Below are 22,302 nucleotides of genomic sequence, written 5' to 3' on the forward strand. Positions count from 1 at the left end.
CAGCGAAGCGGGGAGCCGGAAACGGCGACAGGCGGCGGACGGTGGGGAAACGTTGAGGAAGCGCGGCGCGCCGCGCTCCGGGGCTCCCACCGCCGCCCTCCCCTCCGCCGGCGCGGAGAGGAGACGGGACGGCGTCAGAACTTGCCGTAATACCCTTCTTTCAGCGCATCGAACAGGTTGGCAGCGGTATGCATCTCGCCGTCGTATTCGATCTGTTCGTTGCCCTTGACCTCGACCACGCTGCCGTCTTCCAGCTCGAAGCGGTAGGTGGTGTTCTCCAGGTCCGCTTCCTTGACCAGCACGCCCTGGAAGGCGGCCGGGTTGAAGCGGAACGTGGTGCAGCCCTTCAGCCCCTGCTGGTGGGCGTAGCGGTAGATGTCCTTGAACTGCTCGTAGGGATAGTCGGTGGGGACGTTGGCGGTCTTGGAGATGGAGCTGTCCACCCACTTCTGCGCGGCAGCCTGCACGTCCACGTGTTCCTTGGGGTGGATATCGTCGGCGGCGATGAAGTAGTCCGGCAGGCGCGCGGCGGCGTCCTCGGCGAACGGCATCGCCTTGGCGTTGACCAGGTGGCGGTAGGCCAGCAGCTCGAAGGAAAACACGTCCACCTTCTCCTTGCTCTTCTTACCCTCGCGGATCACGTTGCGGCTGTAGTGGTGGGCGAAGCTCGGCTCGATGCCGTTGGAGGCGTTGTTGGCCAGGCTCAGCGAAATGGTGCCGGTGGGGGCGATGGAGCTGTGGTGGGTGAAGCGCGCGCCCACCTCGGCCAGTTCCTCGACCAGCGCCGGCGCCACCTCGGCGATGCGCTGCATGTAGCGGCTGTACCTGGCGTGCAGCAGCCGGCCCTCGATACGCTCACCGACGCGCCAGCCGTCGCGGGCCATCTCCGGGCGCTGCCGCAGCATCGCCGCGGTGACCTCGAAGGTCTCCTGCATGATCGGCGCCGGGCCCTTCTCCTTGGCCAGCGACAGCGCGGTCTCCCAGCCGGCCACGGCCATCTCGCGGGCGATGGACTCGGTGAACTCGCAGGACTCGGCGTTGCCGTACTTCATGCGCAGCATGGTCATGGTCGAGCCCAGGCCGAGGAAGCCCATGCCGTGACGGCGCTTGCGCATGATCTCGTCGCGCTGCTGCTGCAGCGGCAGGCCGTTGACCTCGACCACGTTGTCGAGCATGCGGGTGAACACCCGCACCACTTCCTTGTATTCCTCCCAGTCGAAGCGGGCGCGCTCGGTGAACGGCTCGCGCACGAAGGTGGTGAGGTTGATCGAGCCGAGCAGGCAGGCGCCGTACGGCGGCAATGGTTGCTCGCCGCAATTGTGGGCGTGCAGACCGTTGCCGTCGAAGGTGTTGATGCCAGGGACCTGCACGTCGTAGACGTCTTCGATGCCATCGGCGGCCACCGACTGCACGGTCGCCACGAAGCGCTCGCGATTCAACTGGCGACGGTAGCCGGACAGCAGCGCCTTGAGGCGGTTGGCCTTGGCGGTGTCGGCAAAGCCCACCCGCTCGGCGAAGGCATCGAGGTTGTCGCCGCTGACGACCAGTTCGTGCTGCGCCTTGGTGGCATAGGCACGCGTGCCGCCGTGCCCGTCGGGCAGCAACGCCGTGCCGGCGGGGCGCCGGTCGCGGCAGATCTGCGAGGCGATACCCAGCCGCAACAGCATGCGCTGCGCTGCCTCCAGCCGTGCCAGGTCGGACTGTGCCAGGCGCACGCTGACGCCCTTCTCCTGGCTGCCCTGCACCGAGCCGTCGGTGTCGAACAGGCCACGCAGGAAGCCGCGATGGAAATCGCTGGAGGTCTTCTCGACGGCCGGGGTGATCGCCTTGTCGCCCGGACGCAGGCCCAGCTCCAGGGCCAGATCGCGCAAGGCGGCCGACTTCAGACGGTACTCGCCACGGTCGCGCACCTCGCTCCAGCCGGCGAAGTCGGCACGGTGCGGCAGGCTGCGCGCGCAGTGCAGGGCTTCGTCCATCAGCGCCACCGGTGCCAGCGGCGCCGCATTGACGGCGGCGGCCTGCGACCAGACAGACAACACGGCGGCTTCCTGCTTGAGCGTGCCGTCGCCCACCAGCATGCCGAGGAGGAAACCTTCCTCATAGCTGCGCGCGCCGCCCCACTCGGCACCGGCACGGTGATTGTTGAGCAGCACCCGGTCGCCCGCGACCAGTTGGTCCGCCTGGCACCATTGGGTGTCCAGCGACCAACGGGTCTGGCGCACCACGCGCCGCACGCGGTGGTCTGCGGTCAGGCGCAGCGCGTAACCTTCCTGCGTCTGCAGTCGCACCACCTGCTTGTGCGCGGTCTTGAAGAATCCCTCCACACCGGTGGCATGATCGCCGCCATCGACCCGCGCCAGGAACGGCGTTCCCAGCAGATCGGCGACCTGACGCGGCCCCTCGGCGGTCTGCACCCAGGTATCGGCGGTCACGCAAGGATTGGTCGCGCGGATGTTCTCGCACCACCAGTTGTTGTTCATTTCGTTGACGCGGTCGATCAGGATGAAACCCGGCTCGGCGTAGTCGTAGGTGGAGACCATGATCATGTCCCACAGGTGGCGGGCGCGGATGTGCCCGTACACCTTGCACGCGACCAGGCCGTCGTCGCGCACGATGTAGTCGTGGTGCGTGGGCCAGTCGCGCCACACCACGGCGCTGGCGTCGGCCAGGTCGATGTCGGCCTCTTCCTTGCGGTTGACCGGGAACACCAGCGGCCAGTCGGCGTCCTGCTCCACCGCCTGCATGAAGCCGTCGGTGATCAGCAGCGACAGGTTGAACTGGCGCAGGCGCCCGTCCTCGCGCTTGGCGCGGATGAAATCCTTCACGTCCGGGTGGGACACGTCGAAGGTGCCCATCTGCGCGCCGCGGCGGCCGCCGGCCGAGGACACGGTGAAGCACATCTTGTCGAAGATATCCATGAACGACATCGGCCCGGAGGTGTAGGCGCCGGCACCGGCCACGAACGCGCCGCGCGGGCGCAGCGTGCTGAACTCGTAGCCGATGCCGCAGCCAGCCTTGAGGGTCAGCCCGGCCTCGTGGACCTTCTCCAGGATGCCGTCCATCGAGTCGGTGATGGTGCCCGACACGGTGCAGTTGATCGTGCTGGTGGCCGGCTTGTGTTCCTGCGCGCCGGCGTTGGAGGTGATGCGCCCGGCCGGGATCGCGCCGCGGCGCAGCGCCCAGGTGAAGCGCTCGAACCAGTAGGCACGCAACTCGTCGGTGGACTCGGCATCGGCCAGCGCCCGCGCCACGCGCAGGTAGGTGCCGTCGATGTCGGCATCCAGCGGCTCGCCCTGCTTGGTCTTGAGCCGATACTTCTTGTCCCAGATGTCCTGCGACGCCGGCTGCATCGGGATGGGGTCGTGCTTGGATCCGGTCTGGACGACTTCCAGGCGCACCGTACTCATTCTGCTGTGTTCTCCTCGAACCTGTCCCGATGAAGCGGATGGGTGGTCACCCGCCATGTGTCTTGTCTATATCGCACTTGCGCTGCACGGCAGAGACGGCCGCGGCAGCGCACGCGGCGCCTGCCCTCGACCGATCAAAAATCCCCTGATTCCGCGACGTTTCCTGTCACCGTCCCGTCATGCACCGCCGAGCGCGCCCCTGGATGTGAAGTCCTGGTGAAGAAAACCCTATGTCTAGTGCCGCACCGGATCCATACCGCTACATGTAGTGGCTGCGACACGCGTGAACGCTAACGCCGGGCAAGCCCACTGTCAACGTCGCCGCGACGCGATTCTGCGCTGTTGCTGCGCCGCGCGCGCAAGGCGCGATTGCGGCCTTGCGCAGGCGGCACCGGAGCGCTTTCACTGGCGGTTAAACGCGGCGCGTTCATCTTGATTTACGCGCACGCGCGCCCATCTGCCCCACGTCTCCCGCGTTCCCCGGAAACCGACCCCATGCGACCGCTGCCTACGCTGCTGACCCTGACCGCCGCCGCTGCCTTCGGCGGTTTCGCCGCCACCGCGATCAATGCGCAACTGGACAACCGCGCCGAGGCCGCGCCCGCCGCGGCGCCGCCACTGTCCACGGCCGCGCGCCTGCCGTCCTCGGTGGCCGGCGAGCCGCTGCCGTCGCTGGCGCCGATGCTGCAGAAGGTGATGCCGGCGGTGGTGAGCATCAACACCAAGCAGGTGGTGCGGGTGCGCAATCCGTTCTTCAACGACCCGATCCTGCGCCGCCTGTTCCCGGACATCCCGCAGGAGCGCATCAACGAGTCGCTGGGTTCGGGCGTGATCATCGATGCGAAGAACGGCTACGTGCTGACCAACCACCACGTGGTGGAGAACGCCGACGACGTGCAGGTGACGCTGGCCGACGGGCGCAGCTTCAAGGCCGAGTTCATGGGCTCGGACGCGGACACCGACATCGCGCTGATCCGGATCAAGGCCGACAACCTCACCGAGATCCGCCTGGGCGACAGCGACAAGCTGCGCGTGGGCGATTTCGTCGCGGCCATCGGCAACCCATTCGGCTTCACCCAGACCGTCACCTCCGGCATCGTCTCGGCGATGGGCCGCAACGGCATCCGCGGCCTGGGCTACCAGAACTTCATCCAGACCGACGCCTCGATCAACCCGGGCAACTCCGGCGGCGCGCTGGTGGACCTGCGCGGCGAACTGGTCGGCATCAACACCGCCAGCTTCAACCCGCAGGGCAGCATGGCCGGCAACATCGGCCTGGGCCTGGCGATCCCGTCGAACCTGGCGCGCGCGGTGGTCGACCAGTTGATCAAGAACAACGGGGTGATGATCCGCGGCACCTTCGGCATCGAGACGCAGAACCTGACCACGCAGATGGCGCAGGGCCTGGGCCTGTCGGCGCCGCGCGGCGCGCTGGTGACGCGGGTGCTGGCCGGTTCGTCGGCCGCGGCCGCCGGGCTGCAGCCGGGCGACGTGGTAGTCGCCGCCAACGGCGAGCGCCTGGACAGCGCCGAGGCGCTGCACAACTACGAGGGCCTGCAGCCGGTGGGCAGCACCGTGACCCTGGACGTGCGCCGCGACGGCAAGCCGCTGCAGCTCAAGGCCACGCTCAAGGAGCAGCCGCGCGCGATCAGCGGCGAGTCGCTGGATCCGCGGCTGAGCGGCGCCACCTTCGCCGACCTGCCCGAATCGCTGCGCCAGTCCGGCATCTCCGGCGTGCTGATCGGCAACGTCGCGCGCGGCAGCCGCGCGGCGCGCAACGGCCTGGCCAGCGGCGACATCGTGGTGGCCGCCTCGGTCGGCGAGTTCGCCGACCTGGCCAGCTACCGCGCCAACTTCGCGCGCAAGCCGGCGCAACTGGTGCTGCGCGTGGTGCGCGGCGGCGCGCAGGCCGACCTGGTCATGCAGTGAGCCGGCGCGCTCAGTCCAGGCGCGCGGCGTAGTCGTCGCGCACGTGCTGGTTGAGGTAGGTGGTCAGGCCGCGCCCGGCCGCGGCCAGGCGCTGCATCTCCAAGACCTGGAGCAGGCCGGGATGCTGGCGGTCGTAGCGGTAGGTGGCGCCATCGGCGAAGCGCAGCACGATCCAGTCCGGGCCGCTGTCGTAGGCGACCACCCCGGCATGGCCGCTCCCGCTGCCGTACGCGTGCATGACAGTTCCTCCGGGACTTGGCCGCTCGCGGGCGAGCGCCGACACTATGGCGTACTGCTTGTGGCGACGAGCTAACACCCCGTACACCCCGCCGATGGTATTGGTGTCGCCCCGTTCTGCGCAGCGTCCGCATCGGCGGACGGCAGGCCCCCAAACCCCAGAGGAGACATGCCCATGAATGCCAGCCCGACCAATACCGAGAACCTCAAGGACAACCTGAGCGAAGCCGGCGCGCACCTGAAGTCCGCGGCCAGCTACGCCGGCGACGCGATCAAGGGCGCTGCCGGTGCCGCTGGCGAGGAACTGAAGCTGGGCAAAGCCAACGTCAAGGCCGAGCTGTCCGACAGCGCCCTGTCCGGGCTGGCGGCGGCCGAGTTCGGCGGCGCGGCGGCGAAGGAGCAGGTGGACGTGCTGCTGGACAAGGGCCGCGACCTGATCGACAGCGCTGCCGAGCTGATCCGCGAGCGCCCGCTGGCCTCGTTCGGCGTGGCCTTCGCCACCGGCTGGATCATCGCCAAGCTGGCGCGCAGCGGCGGCGACAAGTAAGCCGCGCGTGAGCGAGGAGCAGGCCCGCACCGACGGCGCCGCGGCAGACGCCGCGGCGGCACCGTCGCTGGAGGAATCCTTCCGCGCGCTCGGCACGGCCGGACGCGAAGGACTCACCGCCACCCTGGACACCGGCCGCGCCCTGCGCAAGCTGGTGGCCGCGGACTTCGCCCTGGCCCGTGCCGCCCTGGCGCGGGCCCTGGTGTGGATGACCGTGGCGGTGGCGTTCGGCGCCTCGGCCTGGATGCTGCTGATGGGCGCGATGATCGCCCTGCTGCAGCGCATGGGCTGGTCGTGGCTGGCGTCGATTTCGGCGACCGCGGCCTTCAGCCTGGTGGTCACCGCGCTCGGTGCCTGGCAGGCGCTGCGCTACTTCGACATGAGCAAGCTCGACGCCACCCGCCGCCAGTTGGCCAAGCTGGGCATCGGCGGCGACGACGAGGACGGCGACGAAGACATCGCCAAGCGTGAGGCCACGCCATGAGCCTGCGGCAATTGCAGCACCGTATCGCCCGCGCCGAAGCGGTGCTGGAAGGACGCCAGGAGCAGGTGCGCACTCACTGGGCGACCCTGCAGCAGGTCTGGCGCGAAGGTTGGACGCCGTGGCGGATCGTCGTGGTCGGCCTCGGCACCGGCTTCCTGGTCGGGCGCGCCGAACCGGCGGCGGTGGTCGGCAAGCTCGGCGGCGCGCGCTGGCTGCAGATGCTCAGTGCGGTTTCGAGCCTGATCAACGCCACCACCGCCAAGAGCGCGTCCGATCACGCCGAGCGCGCCTCCGACGATGCGGAGGAGGCCGCGGACACGGCACAGGATGCGGCAGTGGATGCCGCCACCCAGACACCGCCGCCCGCCACACCGGTTCCGCCATCCCCCGCTCGTCCGCAGCCGGTGCGGCCGCCGACGGCCTCGCGCCCCGGGCAACCCGCCGCCGCGGAAGCGGCGACAGACCTGTCCGAGCGCTAGGGCAAGCCCCTGTGTAGGAGCGGCTTCAGCCGCGATGGGGCGTTCCCGGTAAAGCCTGTCGCGGCTGAAGCCGCTCCTACGACGGACTCTGCAGCCGCTGTGATGCTGCGCCGCCACGCCGCGCGCACGCGGCGGCCACGCGGTCTTGATACCGCGCCGGCCACGATCGGCCTACACTTCGCTTCCTTTCCGACGCCGCTCGGCGCGTGCACTGCAGCGCGCGGCGCGGCCACCGCATCGCAGGTTCGATGAGCACAGTTCCCGATCCCGCGGCCGTCGCCGACGACGCGCCGCACGGTCCCCTGCCGCCGCCGCCCGCACCGCGTCCGCGCGGACCGGTCTCGCTGGTGGTGCTGGCCACCCTGGCGGTCTGCTACACCCTGTGGGCCGCGCAGGACGTGATCCTGCCGATCCTGCTTTCGGCCTTCTTCGCCCTGGTCGGCAACCCGATCCTGCGCGTGCTGCAACGGCTGTACCTGCCGCGCTTCCTGGCCGCGCTGCTGGTGCTGCTGTCGGGCATGGCGGTGGCGACGACGCTGACCGTGCAGTTGGCCGGCCCCGCCGCCGAGTGGGCGCAGCAGGCGCCGGCGCAGCTGCGCCACCTCGCCACCCAGGTGCGCGACCTGACCAAGCCGATGCAGCAGGCCAACCAGGCCGCGGAAAACTTCGCGCGCGCCGCCGGCGGCGAGAGCGGCCGCCGCGTGCAGGTGATCCGCACGCAGATGGACGATCCGTACAAGGCACTGGTGCGGACGCCGCGGCTGGCCGCCTCGGCGCTGGCCGTGGTGCTGCTGACGTTCTTCTTCATGGTGTTCGGCGAGAACCTGCAACGCCATGCGATCGCGTTGCTGCCCAGCCGCCAGCAGCAGAAGTTCACCACCGAGATCCTGCGCTCGATCGAACGCGAGGTCTCGCGCTACGTGTTGACCATCACCGTGATCAATACGCTGGTCGGCCTGATCTTCGCCGGCATCCTGATCGTGCTGAAGATCCCGCCGCAGGAAGCGCTGCTATGGGGCACGGTGGTGGCGCTGCTGAATTTCGCGCCCTACGTGGGGCCGCTGATCGGCGCGGTGCTGATGCTGCTGATGGGCTTCGTCGCCTTCCGCGATCCGCTGAGCGCGGCGCTGCCGGCGATCCTGTACCTGGCCCTGCACACCCTGGAAGGCCAGGTGGTGACGCCGATCGTGCTCGGCCGGCGCATGGCGATCTCCCCGCTGATGCTGATCCTGGCGCTGATGCTGTTCGGCTGGCTGTGGGGCATGATCGGCCTGCTGCTGGCGGTGCCGCTGCTGGTGTGCATCAAGATGGTGCTGGCACGGGTGGAGGGCATGCAGCGCTGGGCGCGGCTGCTTGAGTGAGGCGGGGAGTCGGGATTGGGGATTGGGGATTGGTGGAAGCGCGCGGGTAATGTCTACCGGGCACGGCCATCGTAGGCCTCGGCGCTTGGCGTAAAATGCGCTCGTGACTTCCATGCCCTCCTTCCCCGTCCGCGCGATCACGCTGGATCTGGACGACACCCTGTGGCCGTTCGCGCCCATCGGCGCGCGCATCGAACAGGTGCTGCACGACTGGCTGCTGCAGCACAGCCCGGCCACCGCCGCGCGCTTCCCGGTCGCGGCGATGCGGCAGTTGCGCGAAGAGGTGTTCGCCGCGCATCCGCACCTGCACCACGACCTCAGCGAACTGCGCCGGCTGACCCTGCGCCGTGCACTGCAGGACAGCGGTGCCGACGAAGCGTTGCTGGAGCCGGCCTATGCGGTGTTCCATGCCGCGCGCAACCAGGTGGAGTGCTATCCGGACAGCATCGCCGCGCTGGAGCGCATCGCCGCGCGCGTGCCGGTGGTGGCGCTGAGCAACGGCAACGCCGACCTGGCCACGATCGGCCTGGACCAGCATTTCGCCTTCCAGCTCAGCGCCCGCGAACACGGCGCGGCCAAGCCGGACCCGGGCATCTTCCGTGCCGCCTGCGCGCGCCTGGGCCTGCCCTGCGCGCAGGTGCTGCATGTGGGCGATCACATCGAGATCGACGTGGTCGGCGCGATGCAGGCCGGCCTGCGCGGCTGCTGGATCAACCGCGACGCGCAGGCCTGGCATCCGCCGACCCCGCCCGACCTGCACTTCGACACCCTCACCGGCCTGGCCGACTGGCTGGATGCGACCCAGCCGGCCGCCGCGGCGCGCGCCTGATCCGCGCGCCCTCGCCCGCCGGTCCTCTCCCCCTTCCAAGGATCCGCTGATGTCCCTGCCGACCGGCTTCACCGACGCCTCCCCCCACGCGCTGCCACTGTACGTGCTCGACCGCGAACACCTGGCCGAATGGCGCGCGGCGCAATCGCAGGCCTGGGTGGCGTGGATGGATACCCAACAATTCATGGCCGCGCCGGGCAGCGTGCTGCTGCTGCCGGGCGCCGACGGCGTGGCCGCGGCGGTGCTGGGCGTCGGCGATCGCGGCGATGCGTATGCCTACGCGCATGCGCCGTTCGCGCTGCCGGCCGGCAGCACCTGGCGGGTGGAAACGGCACTGGACGCGGACACGCTGGCGGCGCTGCACCTGGGCTGGGGCCTGGGCAGCTACCGCTTCGCCCGCTACAAGCAACCGCCGCGGCTGCCGGCGCAGTTGCTGGCCACGCCGCAGGCCGAAGTGTGCGACCTGATCGCGGCCAGCCTGCGCGTGCGCGACTGGGTCAACACGCCGACCGAGCACATGGGGCCGGAGCAACTGGAAGAGGCTGCACGCGCGATCGCGCAGGAACACGGCGCGCAGTTCGAGAGCATCGTCGGCGACGCGCTGCTGGAGCAGAACTTCCCGGCGATCCATGCGGTCGGCCGCGCCTCGCACCGTGCGCCGCGCCTGCTGGTGCTGCGCTGGGGCGAGGAGGCGCATCCGCACGTGGCTCTGGTCGGCAAGGGCGTGTGCTTCGACACCGGCGGCCTGGACCTGAAGCCGGCCGACGGCATGCGCAACATGAAGAAGGACATGGGCGGCGCCGCACACGCGCTGGCGCTGGCCGGACTGGTGATGGCGCAGCGCCTGCCGCTGCGGCTGACCGTGCTGCTGCCGGCGGTGGAAAACGCCGTCGGCCCGAATGCGTTCCGCCCGGGCGAGGTCATCGCCACCCGCCAGGGCACCAGCGTGGAAATCGACAACACCGACGCCGAAGGCCGCCTGGTGCTGTGCGATGCGCTGGCCTATGCCGGCGAGCAGCAACCCGACGCGATCCTGGATTTCGCCACCCTGACCGGTGCCGCGCGCATCGCCCTGGGTCCGGATCTGCCGGCGCTGTTCTGCAACGACGACACGCTGGCGCAGGCCTGGATCGCCGCCGGCGAGCGCACCCGCGACCCGGTCTGGCGCATGCCGCTGTGGCGTCCTTACCTGCGCTATCTCACCAGCTCGGTCGCCGACCTGGCCAACGCCGGCTCGCGCATGGCCGGCGCGGTCACCGCGGCGCTGTACCTGGAGCGTTTCGTGCCGGCGCGGCAGGCGTGGGCGCACCTGGACGTGTACGCCTGGAACGACAGCGACCGCCCCGGCCGCCCGGCGGGTGGCGAAGCGCTGGCGCTGCGTTCGGCGTATGCCATGCTCAAGGCGCGTTACGCGGGGTAAGCCGCGTTCGATGCGGCTGCGCGGCCGAGGTCGCGCAGTCTGGCGCTGCTGCGCCGGTGGCTAGACAACAGCACGCGGTTCATTGCCGCGCATGCGTCTGGTGCAGGAGCCACTTCGGCTGCGATGCGGCGGTGTGCGGTTTGGTCGCCTTCGGATGCCGTCGGGACTGAAGTCCCTCCCACAGTGCACCCACCACACCGACCGCGCCCTCGTAGGAGCGGCTTCAGCCGCGACGCGCAATGGTGTGAGCCGCGTTGTTGTCGTCGGATACCGTCTGGCTGAAGCTCCTCCCACACGGCCGCCGCACCGACCGCGCCCTTGTGGGAGCGGCTTCAGCCGCGACGCGCAATGGTGTGAGCAGCGTGGTTGGCTTCGGACGCCGTCGGGACTGAAGTCCCTCCCACAATGCACCGCCACATCGGTCGTGCGCGTGTGGGGAAACGAAGATGGGAAGCCGCTGTTGCGATTCCCCATTCCCCATTCCCCCGCCTCAACCCGCCAGCGCCTGCAGCGAATCGCGTTCGATGCCGGCGTAGATCGCGAACTCGTCGTGCACCGTCGCGCCCAGTGCCTGCTCGAACGCGGCGCGGTTGGCGTGTGCGGCGTAGGCGCGCTGTTCGCCGCCGCCGAGGTTGGACTGGAAGATGCCGGCGGCGCTGACCGGCAGGAAATCCTCGTAGACGATCGGGTCGGCGCTGGCCAGGCCATCGGCGATCAGTGCTTCGGCCGGCTTGCCGGCCAGGGCCGCGGCGCCCGCGGCGCGACCGGCGTCGGTCAGCGCGTAGCGGAAATAGCCCAGGCCCTCGCGGCGCAGGGTGGCGTAGTCGTCGGGGAAATCGGCGAAGGCCGCCTGCAGGCGCGTGGCGTAGTCGGCACCGGCGCTGCCGTCGGCGGCGCGCGCGCGTTCCAGCAGCGCGTCGTACAGCGCGCGGCCCTTCGGCGTCAGGGCCAGCCCGCGCTGCTCGATCTCGCCGAACCGCGCGGTGTGGGTGCCGGCCTCGGCGCTGTCCGCGCCCGCCGGGAAGCGTACGGTTTCCTCCAGGGCCTTGAAGCTGGTCTGGCGCAGCAGGATCGGGCAGGCGCGGCGCGGCGGGCCTTCGATCACCGCCTTGGCGTCGATGCCACGGCGCAGCATCTCCGCCTGCGCCGCATCGATGTCCAGGGTGCGCGGGGTCAGATGGTTGATGTGCGGGCCATGGAAGCTGACCACGTCGGCGATCAGCTTGTGCGCCTCGCTCAGCGCGCGGTAGGTCGGCAGGCTCACGGTGGCATCGCTGTGCCAGCGGAAGGTTTCCAGCGCCTCGGCGACGAAGCACTGCGCGTCTGCATCGGCCAGGCCGCCGTCGCGTTCGCACTGCGCGATCAACGCGAGCGCGCCGTCGGTGAAGATGCGCCGCTTGGCGAGGATCTGCGCGGCCTGCTCGCGCAGTGCCGGGTCCTCGATCAGCTCCAGCCGCAGCAGCGAGGTGAACACGCGGAACGGGTTGCGCGCCAGCGACGCGGCGTCCAGCGGACGGAACGCGGTGGAGTGCACCGGCACGCCGGCCACCGACAAGTCGTAATAGCCCACCGGCGCCATGCCCATCACCGCGAACAGGCGGCGCAGCGTGGCCAGTTCCTCGGCGGTGCCGACACGGATCGCGCCATGCCGCTCCTGGTCCAGCCGCGCGCGCTCGTCGTTGCGCTGCAGTTGCGCCTCCAACGCCGGATCCGCGGCCAGGGTCTGCGCATTGACCTGCGCCACCAGCTCCATCAGCGTGCCGTACAGCGGCACCTCGGTGCGGTACATGTCGGACATGGCCTGCGCGAACAGGCTGCGGATAGCGTCGGGCGAAACGAAGGCGTTGGTCATCGGGCGGTCCGGGACGGCGGTGGCGCCGGCGGCAGGACCGGCAGAACGCCTATTCTCGCGCCGCGGCGGCGGCGCGGCCAGTGCGGATGAATGCGCGGCGCGTATCGGTGCGGCACAGGAGTGGCCGGCACCGCTGTCTCCTTCTCCCGCCGGGAGAAGGTGCCCCGCAGGGGCGGATGAGGGTCCGGGCGCAGCCTCGTGCACCCAAACTGCGTGAGGCGCTGCGCGCCCCGACCCTCACCCCAACCCCTCTCCCGGGGGGAGAGGGGCTTGTGCGCGCTGGCGTTGATGCATAACGGTGCCTGCATGCCGTGCAGGGCAACGGGACGTTCGCGCAACCGCATGGGCGAACGTGCAGGCGGCCATGTCGTTGTGCTCCCCCCGCGCTTATTGCGTGCGCGTGGATCCGTCCTGGGGCTGCGCCGCGGCGCGGTCGCGGGCGGCACGGTCGCCCAGTTGCCGGCGCAACAGCGCGTCCAGCACGATCGGCCGATCCCAGTGGTCGTAGCTGGCGACGATGGCATGGCGCAGCGCGCGGTAGGCCAGCGAGCCGGGCGGCGCGTCCAGGCCGCTCGCCACCGCCGCCCAGCCGGCCGGAACGCCGGCCGCGGTGCGGGCGCGCACCACCTCGCGGTAAGACCGTTCCGTGGCCTTGGCCAGGAATGCGGCGACATAGACATCGCGGGGCGGCCAGCGCCGGTCGCGCAGCAGGACCTCGGCATAGCCGCGCGGCATCTGTGCGTAGCGCGCGACCTCGTCGAGGAAACTGTCTGGGTAGCGCGCGGCGTAGCGGTCGATGTCCAGCAACTGGCGATCGATCCAGGCATCGTCGGTGCCGGGCACCTCGACCGGTGCCGTCTCCCCACCCTTGGAGGCAGCGGCGCGCGCGGGCGCTGCCGCCCCCTGCGCCATGGCCGGGCCGGCAGCCAACAGGGCGGCGCACAGGAACAGACCGGCAGGAGACGGAAGCAGACGCATGCGTCGATTCTGCCGGAGGCAGGGGATGCTGTCAGCGCGGCACGCTGGCAGGGATGCACACCGCGGGCTAGGCAGTGTCGCGGCTGAAGGGCACCTCGAACAACCTGCCACGACCCGGAGCCAGGGGCAGCATCTGTCGCAACGGCAACAGAGCGGCGCCTGATCGTGGTGGTTGGGAGGCTGAGGTAGCCGCTCGGCCACCTCAGCCGATCACGCCGGCACCATGGCCCGCTCCTGTAGCCGTGCCAGCCGCATCACGTTATGGCTGGCGACCTTCAGCCCGATCACCACCTTTGCCCGCGCCAAGCCGATGCAGCGTACGAACTTGCCGCCTTGTTGGGCCAAGCGCGCAAACGGGTGCTCGCCGAACACCCGATCCTTGGCAATGCGACGGTTCCGGCGCTTTGCTGCCTCGCTCAAGGGCTTGCGTGCCTGCCCTTGATGTTGGATCGCGGGGCGGTAACCACGCTTTTTCAGGTCTGCTTCTCGCGCTGCATCGGCATACCCGCTATCGGCCCATACCGTGCGGCCGGTGTTGTCCGGGTCCAGCACCTGCTCGAAGTGGCGGCTGTCGTGCACGTTGGCCGCGCTCACGTCGTAGCGGCGGATGAAGCCCCAGCGGCGGTCCGTGCTGGCGTGCAGCTTGTAGCCGTAGAACGTCACCCCATGCTTCCTGGTCCAACGTGCCTGCACGTCTTTCTGCGCACGCTTGGCATCACTCCAATCCTGGCCGACGTCATCGCCCTGCTTGATCTGCGCGTTCTCCTCGCGCGTGTTGCGCTGGATCGGAGCGCTGACGATGCTGGCGTCGATGATCTGACCGCCGCGGGCAATGAACCCGGCACATTGCAATTGCTCACCGATCGCCGCGCTGATGTCGCCCATCAGATCCTTGGTCTTGAGCCGTTCGCGCCACACCCAGATCGTCTTGGCGTCGGGCACCTTGCCGCTGTGTTCCAGTCCAAGGAATTGCTGGAAGCTGCGCCGATCCAGCACCTGATACTCCAGCGCATCGTCGGAGAGGTTGTACAACTGCTGCAACAGCAGCAGCTTGATCATGACCTGCGTCGGCCAGGCCGGACGGCCGCCGCGCTTGCCGGTACCCAAGGACAGCTTCGCGTCCACGGCCTCGGCAATCCCGGCAAAGTCGATGTGGCGCGACAGCAATGCCAGCGGATCGCCGATCTGCTGCCGCTTGGCTTCGCGTTCGTGGCCGGCAAACAGGCTGATCATCGTGGCGTCCTCGGCGTGTCCTCCAGACCAATGATGCCAAAGGCGGGGTTTTTAGAGGTGCCCTGAAGCCGCTCCTACGCGACAAAGCCGGACGCCGGTACACGACTGCCGCCTGACGCGACACTGGCTCAGCCCCGCTGCAGGCCCGCCGCATGCCGGTTGAGATCCGCCACCGCCTGCGGCCAGTCCGCGGCCGCGGCCACTTCGCGCAGGCGTGGTTCGTCGGCCGACAGTCCGTGCTCGGCCTCGTGCGCCCAGGTGGTGGTGTACGGCGTATGGATGCCCCAGCCGCCGAGCGCGATCACCGGCTCCACGTCCGAGCGCAGCGAGTTGCCGATCATCACGAAGCGCTCGGCGCCGATGCCGAACTCGGACAGCACCCTGGCGTAGGTCTGCGGATCCTTCTCCGACACCACCTCGATGCGCGGGAACAGGTCGCCCAGGCCGGACTGCGCGATCTTGGCTTCCTGGTGGAACAGGTCGCCCTTGGTGATCAGCACGATCTCGAACTCGGCGGCGATCGCGGCCACCGCTTCGCGCACGCCGGCGATCACCTCCACCGGATGCTGCAGGGTGGCGCGGCCGATCTCGACGATGCGCCCGATGTCGCGCGCGGAAATGCGCGCTTCGGTCAGCTCGATCGCCGCCTCGATCATCGACAGGGTCATGCCCTTCACGCCATACCCGAAGACCTTGAGATTGCGGCGCTCCACCGCCAGCAGATGCTGCAGCGTGCCAGTGTCGTGCAGGTCCAGGTACTGGCCGAGGATGGCTTCGAACGCAGCCTCGGCGTCGCGGTAATAGTCCTCGCTCTTCCACAGGGTGTCGTCGCCGTCGAAACCGACCAAGGCGATGGGAGAAGCGCGCAAAGCAGTGGGTGTCGGCATCATCGGCCAAGCATAGCAGCGCGTCCTGACCCACGGACCACGCCCGCTGGCCCTGCGTAGAACGCACGACGGCGGCCATGGGCCGCCGTCGTGGTGGAGCGTCCGGGTGCACCGACGCTCTGGGTGGTGCACCGGAAGTTCGGTTCCGGCAAGGCGGTACGCGTGCTCATCGCCGCGCGACCGCCGATGCCGGCACCGCTCCCGTTACTGGCCGCCGTTGCTGTCGCTGCCGGTGGCCGCACCGCCCTGCTGCTTGGCGACGTAGGCCTTGTATTCGTCCGGGGTCAGCTTGCCGTTATGGTCGGCGTCGGCCTGGGCGAAGATCTGGCTGAGGCCGGCGTTGACCTGCGCCTCCTGCTTGCTGATCGCGCCGTCCTTGTCGGCGTCCACGTCGGCCCAGGTCTGGGCGCCGCCCGAGGCCGCACCGGCCTGCCCGCTCTGGCCGGTGGCGCTGGTCGACGACTGCGTCTGCGCCTGCGCGGCGGCGTCGGCCTGCGCATCCTGGGCAAAGGCCGGCAGGGCCAGCGCGGCGGCGAGAATGGCGGCGGTACCGATCAGCGGGGTGCGGATGCGGATGTTCATGGGTGGATTCTCCTTGACGTTCGGTTTGGCTCTCGGTGTGGCATGTCCGGGTCGATTCCGGAACACGGCGCTACCGTGCCGGCCTCAGACTGAATCCATTCCCTGTCGAAAATTTCCGCAAAACGGATCGTTAACCACGGCGCTCCTGCAGCGCGCTACCGCACTGGTTAGGATTCCGTCAGCAAGCAGTAAGGCGTCCATTCGAGACGTTTGGATTGCAGAAAGAAAACGTCTGTTTCAGCGTGTTTCGTGACCACCGTCGCTGGCGTTTTCGCTTGAACGCGCCCTGAATACGATCCACGCCAGGGCCACGCCGGACAGCGCGCCGGCCACCTCCAGCACCACCCGCGAACCGAGTTCGTCCGGATCGTGGATGCTGGCCAGGGCGATGCGCGCGTACAGCGGCGACTCCAGGCGCACGATGCTGGTGTAGAACAGGTTCCAGCAGTCGATGCCGGCCGACACCGCCACCGCGATCAGGCACGCGCCGCCGAGTTGCTGGCCCTCGGACCAGCCCAGCCGCCGGCCCAGCCACTGCCACAGCGCATACACCAGGAAACCGACCGCCAAGGCGATCAGCCCGGCTTCCAGGGAGCCCAGCAGGCCGAAGTGCAGCGGCAGGTTCATCGGGTGTCCTCGGTCGGCAAGGACGCAAGTCTAGAGGGTGCCGCGCATCGGCGTGCGGCGCGCCGCGCCAGCGCGCGGATCAACTGGCGTTTTCGGCGATCGCGCTCACCACCGGCGCGCCGTCCTCGTCCCAGCGCACCGTCATCAGCATCGGCTTGCAGCACACCTGGCAGTCCTCCACGTACTGCTGCACGTCCACCGACGGATCCAGGGCGACATCGATCCATTCGCCGCAGTAAGGGCATTGCAGGTCGACGAACTGGTGGGTACCGGTCATGGGCGAGTCCGTGGCGATCGGGACGAGACGCTAGCGCACCGGCACGTCGAAGGCGACGCCGGGGCTGGGCTCAGGCTGGAAGGTGTAGTGCCACCATTCCATCGGGTAGTTGACGAAGCCGCGCGCGGCCATCGCCTTCAGCAGCTGCTGACGATGCGCGCGCTGGGTGGCGTCGATGGCCGGCGTGTCGGTGTGCGCGCTGGGGTCGAAGAAGTCGAAGCCGGTGCCCATGTCCAGCGCGCGGCAGGCGCCGTGGCGGCAGTCCAGCAGGCCCAGGTCGACGGTGGCGCCGCGGCTGTGGCCGGAGTGTTCGGCGATGTAGTCGCCGAGCAGCACGCCCTTGTCGAGCTTGGGGTAGTAGCGCGCCTTGGCCACCTGGTCCTGCGGATCGCGCGCCCAGGCGACGAAGGCGCGGACCGAGCGCTGCGGCCGGTAGCAATCGAACACCTGCAGGCGGTAGCCCTTGGCCTGCAGGTCGCGTTGCACCTGCGCCAGGGCCTTGGCCACCGGCGCCAGCAGATAGCACTTGGGCGCGTCGTAGCCGGGCACCGGGCGACCGGTGAAGTTGTCGTGGCCGGCGTAGCGGATGTCCATCGCGATATCCGGCGCCAGCGTGTGCACGTCGACCAGTCCCGCCTGTTCCGGCGTGGTCGCCGACGAGGTGGTGGGTTCGGCGGCGAGCGCTGCAGGCGCGACGACGAGCGCGAGCGCCAGGCCCACTGCGCGCAGTGCGCCAGGCCGGGCCCAGGTGCGCGAGGAACGGTGGTAGTTGGAGCGGCGGTCATGCGACATGTACGCAGCATAGGCCATGGCCGCGGCCGCTGTCCTGCCGCGCGCCTGCAAATACGCGCGATGCGAACTGCGCAATGCATGGCGGCCAGCGGCGCGTGCCGATGACCGCCCTGCGCAGCGCGACTCAGCGCCCGGGCGTCTGCGCCTGGGTCTGGGTGCGCTGCTGGTCCTGCACCTGCCGCTCCTGCGCCTGGCGCTGGGTCTCGGCCGCCAGCTGCTGCTGGCTCTGCTCCAGCGGCACGGTCGCTGCCTGCTGGCGGTCGACATAGGCGCGATGCACGTCGTGCGCGTTCTCCGGATTGCGCTGCACGGCGATCATGCCGCGGCCATCGGTGCTGGCGACCAGATCGTCGATGCGCGACATGCCGCTGACCTTGGCCTCGAACGCCAACTGCCCGGCCGCACGCTGCATGGACTCGCGGTCGCCGTAGCCACCGTTGCGCCCCTGCTTTTCCAGCTGCGCGACCGCCTGGTCGAACAGCGGGCTGTCGCGCCGCATCTGCTCCACGCCCTGCTGCCGCTGCACGCTGCGGTCGATCGCGGCCAGCGTCTCCGGGCCGGCCTTGCCGTCCACGCCCTTCAGGTGCTGGTCCTGCTGGAACTTCTCCACCGCCGCCTCGGTCTTCGGGCCGTAGGTGCCGATCGCATCCTTGGCCTCCAGGTAGCCGAGCGTGGCCAGTTTCTCCTGCAGGCCCTTCACCGCCTCGCCCTGCGCATTGCGCGCCAGCACGCCGCCATGTGCGGCCGGCTCGCGATGGCCCTCGTGCGGCTTCGGCGCGGCGTGCCCGTCGCGTTGCTCGCCGGGCTTGGCGACGGTCTTGCCGAGGTCGGCCAGCTTGAGCAGGTCGGCCTTCTCGTTCTCGGCACGGTTCTGCAGCGAATCCAGGGTCTTCTGCTTGTGCACGCGCGGGAACAGCTCCTTGACGTGCTCGGCCTTGTAGTCCTGCACCGCGCTGACGATCTCCTTGTCGGAAATCTTGGACAGATCCGCCTGCTTGCCGAACTTCTCCTCCATGGCGCGCAGGAACACGCCGGAGCCGCCAGGCTTCTTGTCGCTGCCGGGGCCGTACTGGACCGCGGTGCTCCACATCGCATCCTGCACCGCCGGGCCGCGATCGGACAGGTCCATGCCCTTGTCCTTGAGCCGGTCGACCAGTTTGTCGAAGTGGGTGCGCTTGATGTAGTCGTGCTGTTCCTGGCCGAAGCCGGGGTCGGTCTTGGCCAGTTCCTTCCACTTGGCGCTGAAGGCGTCCGAACCCGGCTTGAGGCCGGCGAAGTCGTCGCTGTACTTGCTGTCCTTGACGAACGCGGCGACGGTGCCGCCGTTGATGACCTTGCCCTCGCGGGTGGTGGTCTGCGAGGTCATCTGGTACGAGCCGTAGGACACGCCGCCCGGGTCGTCGACGCCGGAGGACACAGTCGACGCGCCGCGGCCGCCGGTCTCGTAGTGCTTGGAGGTCTGGCCCAGTTCCCAATCCTTGTCGCTCATCGCGTTCTCCTTGGCAGGACGCGCGGCGTGGAAAGCGCCGCACGTCAGGGTTCACTACAGGGGTGGTCAGTGCGCTTCGAGTTCGTCGGCGCGGCGTGCGGTCATTTCCAGGCGGCATTCGGCCGCATCCACGCGCTCGGCCTGGCCGCCGTCCGGATCGGCGACGCACTTCTCGTCGCGCTCGGCGATCCACTTGCGCTGCCGCTCGCGCAGCGCATGCTGCTCGGCCTCGCCCAGCTTGGCCATCGCCGCCTTGTAAGCAGTGTTGAGGCGCTGGTCCTGGTAGGCGTGTTCGTCGGAAATGCAGTCCAGCATCGCCGGGGTCGCGCCGCCGGCGGCGGTGATGCAGGTGTCGTAGGACGGTCGCAGCACGGGGGAATCTCCTGAAGCGGTGGAAGGGCTGGGTGGCGCAGCCGGTGCAGACGGCGTGGCCGCGCCCGCATCGGCCTGGGTGCCGGCAGCGTGCGTGGCGGCAGGGGACGCGGCGGCCGCAGCGTCCGCCGCCGGAGCGGCCGGCGCCTGCGTCTGGCTGGGCGTGGAAGATGGCGCACTGCACGCGGCGGCGGCCACGCACAACAGCAGCAGGGAAGAGCGTTGGAACGCCTTGGCGATGGCCATGGTCGGAATGCGTCCTTGTCGTTTGCGCGAGCGGGAAGGCGAGGTTCTAATCGATCGTCGTGCACCCTGTCCATCGCACGCCGCGATGGCAAGTGATCGTGTTTGGCCAGCGTTGGGCAATGTCGCGCCGGCGCATGCACGGCGGTCTTGCGCAGCGATCGACATCTCCACGCACGACCACCGCCGCACAATGCGCGACGGCGGTCGTTGCCGCGAGGCCGATCAGCGCGGCGACTGGGTCTTTTCGCGCTGCGGGTCGGGCTGCTGCGCCTGCTCCTGCGCCTGCCGCTGGGTTTCGGCGGCCAACTGCTGCTGGCTGCGCTCCAGCGGCACCGCCGCGGCCTGCTGCCTGTCCACGTAAGCGCGATTGACGTCGTGCGGATTGTCGGGGTTGCGCTGCACGGCGATCAGGCCACGGCGGTCGCCGCTGGGCACCAGGTCGTCGATGCGTTGCATGCCGCTGACCTTGGCCTCGAACGCGACCTGCCCGGCGGCGCGCTGCATCTCTTCGGCGCTCTTGAAGCCGCCGTTGGGGCCCTGCTTCTGCAGGTGCTCAAGGGCCTGCCTGTACAGCGGGTTGTCGGCCAGCGCCGCCGCGTCGGACTTGGCCTGCGCCGGCTGCTTGGCGATCGCCTCCAGGGTGGCCTTGTCGGCGATGCCGGTCGCCGCCAGGCCCTTCTCGCGTTGCAGGTTGGCGACCACTTCCTTGGTGCGATCGCCGTAGTAGCCGGTGCCGCTGAGCAGCTTGCCCTGGTCGTCCTTGATGCCAAGTTCGATCAGGCGCTGCTGCATCGCCTTGACGTCGGCGCCCTGCTCGCCCGGTTTCAGCGCCGTGCGCGGTTCCTGCGTACCCTGGGTCTGCGCCTGGGTCTGCTGGCGGTCCTGCAGCAGGTCGCGGCCCTTGGCCAGCGGATCGGAGGCGAACAACTTGGCGTTGTGGTGCGTAGCCAGGTAGTCGTCCAGCGGCATGGTGTTGACGCCCTTGCTGCCGGTGGACTGGCTGACCAGCAGTTCGCCGCTCTTGGGATCGCGCACGACCATCATGATGTGGTCGATGCCCTTCCAGTGCTCGTGCGCGGTCTTGCCCGAATCCACGCCGATGACCATGCCTTCCTTCAACGCGCCGGGCTTGAACACGTCCTTGCCCTCCAGCAGCACGCCGGAGCTGTCGTAGGCCTTCTTGACGATCTCGCCGGAGCCGGTCATGCCCTGCACCAGCATGTCCTTCTGGGTGAACACGTCGCGGCCGGCCTTGCGGTTGATCTCGTTCATCGTCGCGTTCTGCAGCTCGGTCACCCAGCCGGAACAGTCGATGTAGCCCTGCGCCAGATGCTTGCCGTCCACGCCGGGGTGGTAGTACTTGCTGCTCTTGACGTTGATCGCGTACTTCACATCGTCATGCTTGACGCCCAGCTCGTAGGCGGCGGTCAGCGCGATGCCGTCGTGGCCGCCCTGCTTGCCTCCGGCCGGTGCCGGCGTGCGCGCGGCCGCCGGCGCGGCCTGGCCCTCGGCGAGCGGCTTGATGCCCTTTTCCGGGATCGCGATGTGGTCGTACTTGGCGTCCCAGTACTTCACGAAGGCCTTGGCCATGTCCTGGTCGGACAGCTTCTTGAAGTCGGCCAGCGAGGTGCCGGTGTAGGCCTGGAACTGGCGCGCGCCCTGCGCGTCCTTTTCGCCGGGCACGTTGTTGAGGATGTTGGCGCGGGTGCCCTTCAACTCGAAATGGCCGGTGGCGATGGCGGCCTGGATCGAGCGGTAGCCGCCGGCGCCCTGCTGGTGGGCCATATACATGTCCAGGCCGTCGGGCTGCGCGTTGCCGGACAGGTAGGGGCGGCCGTCGCGCTCATGCTGGCGGGTCAGGCTGTTGCGGTTGTCCTGGTACATGCGCGCGGCAGCATCGGTGTTGGCCACCGCGTCGAGTTCGCGGCCACGGATGCCGTAGGCGCTGGCGGCGCCGGGCGTGAACTGGAACAGGCCCTTGGCGCTGTTGGGACCGCGACTGGCCTGCTCGTCGAAGCGGCCGCCGGTTTCGATGTAGGCGAAGCGCATGAAGTCGTCGACCGGAATCTGCCGCTGCCTGGCTTCCCGCTCGATGATGTCGAGATTCTCTGCCTTGGTGGTATCGCGTGCCATCTCGTGTAACTCCTTGAGGTTGAGGTACGGCCATCGCGGCCGCCTGGGTCAACCGAGCTCGTCCATGAGCTTGTTAGTGCGCGGTCAACAGAACGATTGCGTACTGCGGAACATCGGGTGCTGCGTCCAGCGGCGCGCCGC

General features: G+C 69.3%; 20 protein-coding genes. 7 read left to right on the plus strand and 13 right to left on the minus strand.

What is annotated here, in order from left to right; all coding sequences use genetic code 11:
* Window positions 1–134 precede the first annotated feature (134 nt).
* The gene (locus tag J7357_RS14100; protein WP_209247381.1) at window positions 135–3,407 is read right to left on the minus strand and encodes an LAGLIDADG family homing endonuclease; all 3,273 of its coding nucleotides are present in this window, start codon (window positions 3,405–3,407) and stop codon (window positions 135–137) included.
* Window positions 3,408–3,902: 495 nt separating this feature from the next.
* Between J7357_RS14100 and J7357_RS14105 the strand changes: the two genes are divergently transcribed.
* Complete coding sequence (locus tag J7357_RS14105) at window positions 3,903–5,336, plus strand: Do family serine endopeptidase (RefSeq protein ID WP_209247383.1); 1,434 nt, start codon at window positions 3,903–3,905, stop codon at window positions 5,334–5,336.
* Between the two features lie 10 nt (window positions 5,337–5,346).
* On the opposite strand, the gene J7357_RS14110 is transcribed toward J7357_RS14105, so the two are convergent.
* Entirely contained in the window at window positions 5,347–5,574 is a 228-nt protein-coding gene (locus tag J7357_RS14110) for a hypothetical protein (RefSeq protein ID WP_209247385.1), read from the minus strand.
* Between the two features lie 174 nt (window positions 5,575–5,748).
* Between J7357_RS14110 and J7357_RS14115 the strand changes: the two genes are divergently transcribed.
* The 6 genes from J7357_RS14115 to J7357_RS14140 all read left to right on the plus strand — a co-directional run bounded on the left by J7357_RS14115 (window position 5,749) and on the right by J7357_RS14140 (window position 10,693).
* Window positions 5,749–6,120 (plus strand): hypothetical protein, encoded by a 372-nt coding sequence (locus J7357_RS14115; protein WP_010340149.1) that lies wholly within the window; start codon window positions 5,749–5,751, stop codon window positions 6,118–6,120.
* A gap of 7 nt (window positions 6,121–6,127) precedes the next feature.
* Window positions 6,128–6,604, plus strand: coding sequence for a phage holin family protein (locus J7357_RS14120; RefSeq protein ID WP_209247387.1), 477 nt, complete (start codon window positions 6,128–6,130; stop codon window positions 6,602–6,604).
* The gene (locus tag J7357_RS14125; protein WP_209247389.1) at window positions 6,601–7,083 is read left to right on the plus strand and encodes a hypothetical protein; all 483 of its coding nucleotides are present in this window, start codon (window positions 6,601–6,603) and stop codon (window positions 7,081–7,083) included. Before J7357_RS14120 ends, J7357_RS14125 begins: the two co-directional genes overlap by 4 nt.
* A 248-nt stretch (window positions 7,084–7,331) precedes the next feature.
* The gene (locus J7357_RS14130; protein ID WP_209247391.1) at window positions 7,332–8,444 is read left to right on the plus strand and encodes an AI-2E family transporter; all 1,113 of its coding nucleotides are present in this window, start codon (window positions 7,332–7,334) and stop codon (window positions 8,442–8,444) included.
* 112 nt (window positions 8,445–8,556) lie between these two features.
* Window positions 8,557–9,273 (plus strand): HAD family hydrolase, encoded by a 717-nt coding sequence (locus J7357_RS14135; protein ID WP_209247393.1) that lies wholly within the window; start codon window positions 8,557–8,559, stop codon window positions 9,271–9,273.
* A gap of 49 nt (window positions 9,274–9,322) precedes the next feature.
* A complete protein-coding gene (locus J7357_RS14140) occupies window positions 9,323–10,693 on the plus strand; it encodes a leucyl aminopeptidase family protein (RefSeq protein ID WP_209247395.1) in 1,371 nt (456 codons plus the stop codon).
* A 490-nt stretch (window positions 10,694–11,183) separates the two neighbouring features.
* Here J7357_RS14140 and J7357_RS14145 read toward each other — a convergent pair whose 3' ends face one another.
* The 11 genes from J7357_RS14145 to J7357_RS14195 form a co-directional block, all read right to left on the minus strand.
* The gene (locus J7357_RS14145; RefSeq protein WP_209247397.1) at window positions 11,184–12,545 is read right to left on the minus strand and encodes a VOC family protein; all 1,362 of its coding nucleotides are present in this window, start codon (window positions 12,543–12,545) and stop codon (window positions 11,184–11,186) included.
* Between the two features lie 387 nt (window positions 12,546–12,932).
* Complete coding sequence (locus tag J7357_RS14150) at window positions 12,933–13,523, minus strand: hypothetical protein (RefSeq protein WP_244667533.1); 591 nt, start codon at window positions 13,521–13,523, stop codon at window positions 12,933–12,935.
* Between the two features lie 210 nt (window positions 13,524–13,733).
* Window positions 13,734–14,756 carry an IS5 family transposase gene (locus tag J7357_RS14155; protein WP_209247398.1) on the minus strand — a complete coding sequence of 341 codons (1,023 nt, stop codon included), beginning with the start codon at window positions 14,754–14,756 and terminating at the stop codon, window positions 13,734–13,736.
* A 128-nt stretch (window positions 14,757–14,884) separates the two neighbouring features.
* Window positions 14,885–15,643, minus strand: a complete 759-nt coding sequence (locus J7357_RS14160) for an HAD family hydrolase (protein WP_209247399.1) — start codon at window positions 15,641–15,643, stop codon at window positions 14,885–14,887.
* Window positions 15,644–15,847: 204 nt separating this feature from the next.
* Entirely contained in the window at window positions 15,848–16,225 is a 378-nt protein-coding gene (locus tag J7357_RS14165) for an EF-hand domain-containing protein (RefSeq protein WP_209247401.1), read from the minus strand.
* A 237-nt stretch (window positions 16,226–16,462) separates the two neighbouring features.
* Window positions 16,463–16,852 (minus strand): hypothetical protein, encoded by a 390-nt coding sequence (locus J7357_RS14170; RefSeq protein WP_209247403.1) that lies wholly within the window; start codon window positions 16,850–16,852, stop codon window positions 16,463–16,465.
* A 79-nt stretch (window positions 16,853–16,931) separates the two neighbouring features.
* Entirely contained in the window at window positions 16,932–17,129 is a 198-nt protein-coding gene (locus tag J7357_RS14175; protein WP_010340161.1) for a CPXCG motif-containing cysteine-rich protein, read from the minus strand.
* Window positions 17,130–17,159: 30 nt separating this feature from the next.
* Entirely contained in the window at window positions 17,160–17,921 is a 762-nt protein-coding gene (locus J7357_RS14180; protein ID WP_244667534.1) for a M15 family metallopeptidase, read from the minus strand.
* Between the two features lie 124 nt (window positions 17,922–18,045).
* On the minus strand, window positions 18,046–19,410 hold the full coding sequence (locus J7357_RS14185) for a peptidoglycan-binding domain-containing protein (RefSeq protein ID WP_209247405.1): 1,365 nt from the start codon (window positions 19,408–19,410) through the stop codon (window positions 18,046–18,048).
* Between the two features lie 66 nt (window positions 19,411–19,476).
* Window positions 19,477–19,782: a lysozyme inhibitor LprI family protein gene (locus tag J7357_RS14190; protein ID WP_019801080.1), complete on the minus strand. Its 306-nt coding sequence runs from the start codon at window positions 19,780–19,782 to the stop codon at window positions 19,477–19,479.
* Window positions 19,783–20,250: 468 nt separating this feature from the next.
* Entirely contained in the window at window positions 20,251–22,161 is a 1,911-nt protein-coding gene (locus J7357_RS14195) for an XVIPCD domain-containing protein (protein ID WP_209247407.1), read from the minus strand.
* Window positions 22,162–22,302 lie beyond the last annotated feature (141 nt).

The organism is Xanthomonas sp. D-109 (assembly GCF_017746095.1).
GTDB classification, from domain to species: domain Bacteria; phylum Pseudomonadota; class Gammaproteobacteria; order Xanthomonadales; family Xanthomonadaceae; genus Xanthomonas_A; species Xanthomonas_A sacchari.

Coding starts and splice junctions, on each gene's coding strand:
- J7357_RS14100 (WP_209247381.1), bottom strand. CDS start 3,407: ATGAGTACGGTGCGCCTGGAAGTCGTCCAGACCGGATCCAAGCACGAC.
- J7357_RS14105 (WP_209247383.1), top strand. CDS start 3,903: ATGCGACCGCTGCCTACGCTGCTGACCCTGACCGCCGCCGCTGCCTTC.
- J7357_RS14110 (WP_209247385.1), bottom strand. CDS start 5,574: ATGCACGCGTACGGCAGCGGGAGCGGCCATGCCGGGGTGGTCGCCTAC.
- J7357_RS14115 (WP_010340149.1), top strand. CDS start 5,749: ATGAATGCCAGCCCGACCAATACCGAGAACCTCAAGGACAACCTGAGC.
- J7357_RS14125 (WP_209247389.1), top strand. CDS start 6,601: ATGAGCCTGCGGCAATTGCAGCACCGTATCGCCCGCGCCGAAGCGGTG.
- J7357_RS14130 (WP_209247391.1), top strand. CDS start 7,332: ATGAGCACAGTTCCCGATCCCGCGGCCGTCGCCGACGACGCGCCGCAC.
- J7357_RS14135 (WP_209247393.1), top strand. CDS start 8,557: ATGCCCTCCTTCCCCGTCCGCGCGATCACGCTGGATCTGGACGACACC.
- J7357_RS14140 (WP_209247395.1), top strand. CDS start 9,323: ATGTCCCTGCCGACCGGCTTCACCGACGCCTCCCCCCACGCGCTGCCA.
- J7357_RS14145 (WP_209247397.1), bottom strand. CDS start 12,545: ATGACCAACGCCTTCGTTTCGCCCGACGCTATCCGCAGCCTGTTCGCG.
- J7357_RS14150 (WP_244667533.1), bottom strand. CDS start 13,523: ATGCGTCTGCTTCCGTCTCCTGCCGGTCTGTTCCTGTGCGCCGCCCTG.
- J7357_RS14155 (WP_209247398.1), bottom strand. CDS start 14,756: ATGATCAGCCTGTTTGCCGGCCACGAACGCGAAGCCAAGCGGCAGCAG.
- J7357_RS14160 (WP_209247399.1), bottom strand. CDS start 15,643: ATGCCGACACCCACTGCTTTGCGCGCTTCTCCCATCGCCTTGGTCGGT.
- J7357_RS14165 (WP_209247401.1), bottom strand. CDS start 16,225: ATGAACATCCGCATCCGCACCCCGCTGATCGGTACCGCCGCCATTCTC.
- J7357_RS14170 (WP_209247403.1), bottom strand. CDS start 16,852: ATGAACCTGCCGCTGCACTTCGGCCTGCTGGGCTCCCTGGAAGCCGGG.
- J7357_RS14175 (WP_010340161.1), bottom strand. CDS start 17,129: ATGACCGGTACCCACCAGTTCGTCGACCTGCAATGCCCTTACTGCGGC.
- J7357_RS14180 (WP_244667534.1), bottom strand. CDS start 17,921: ATGTCGCATGACCGCCGCTCCAACTACCACCGTTCCTCGCGCACCTGG.
- J7357_RS14185 (WP_209247405.1), bottom strand. CDS start 19,410: ATGAGCGACAAGGATTGGGAACTGGGCCAGACCTCCAAGCACTACGAG.
- J7357_RS14195 (WP_209247407.1), bottom strand. CDS start 22,161: ATGGCACGCGATACCACCAAGGCAGAGAATCTCGACATCATCGAGCGG.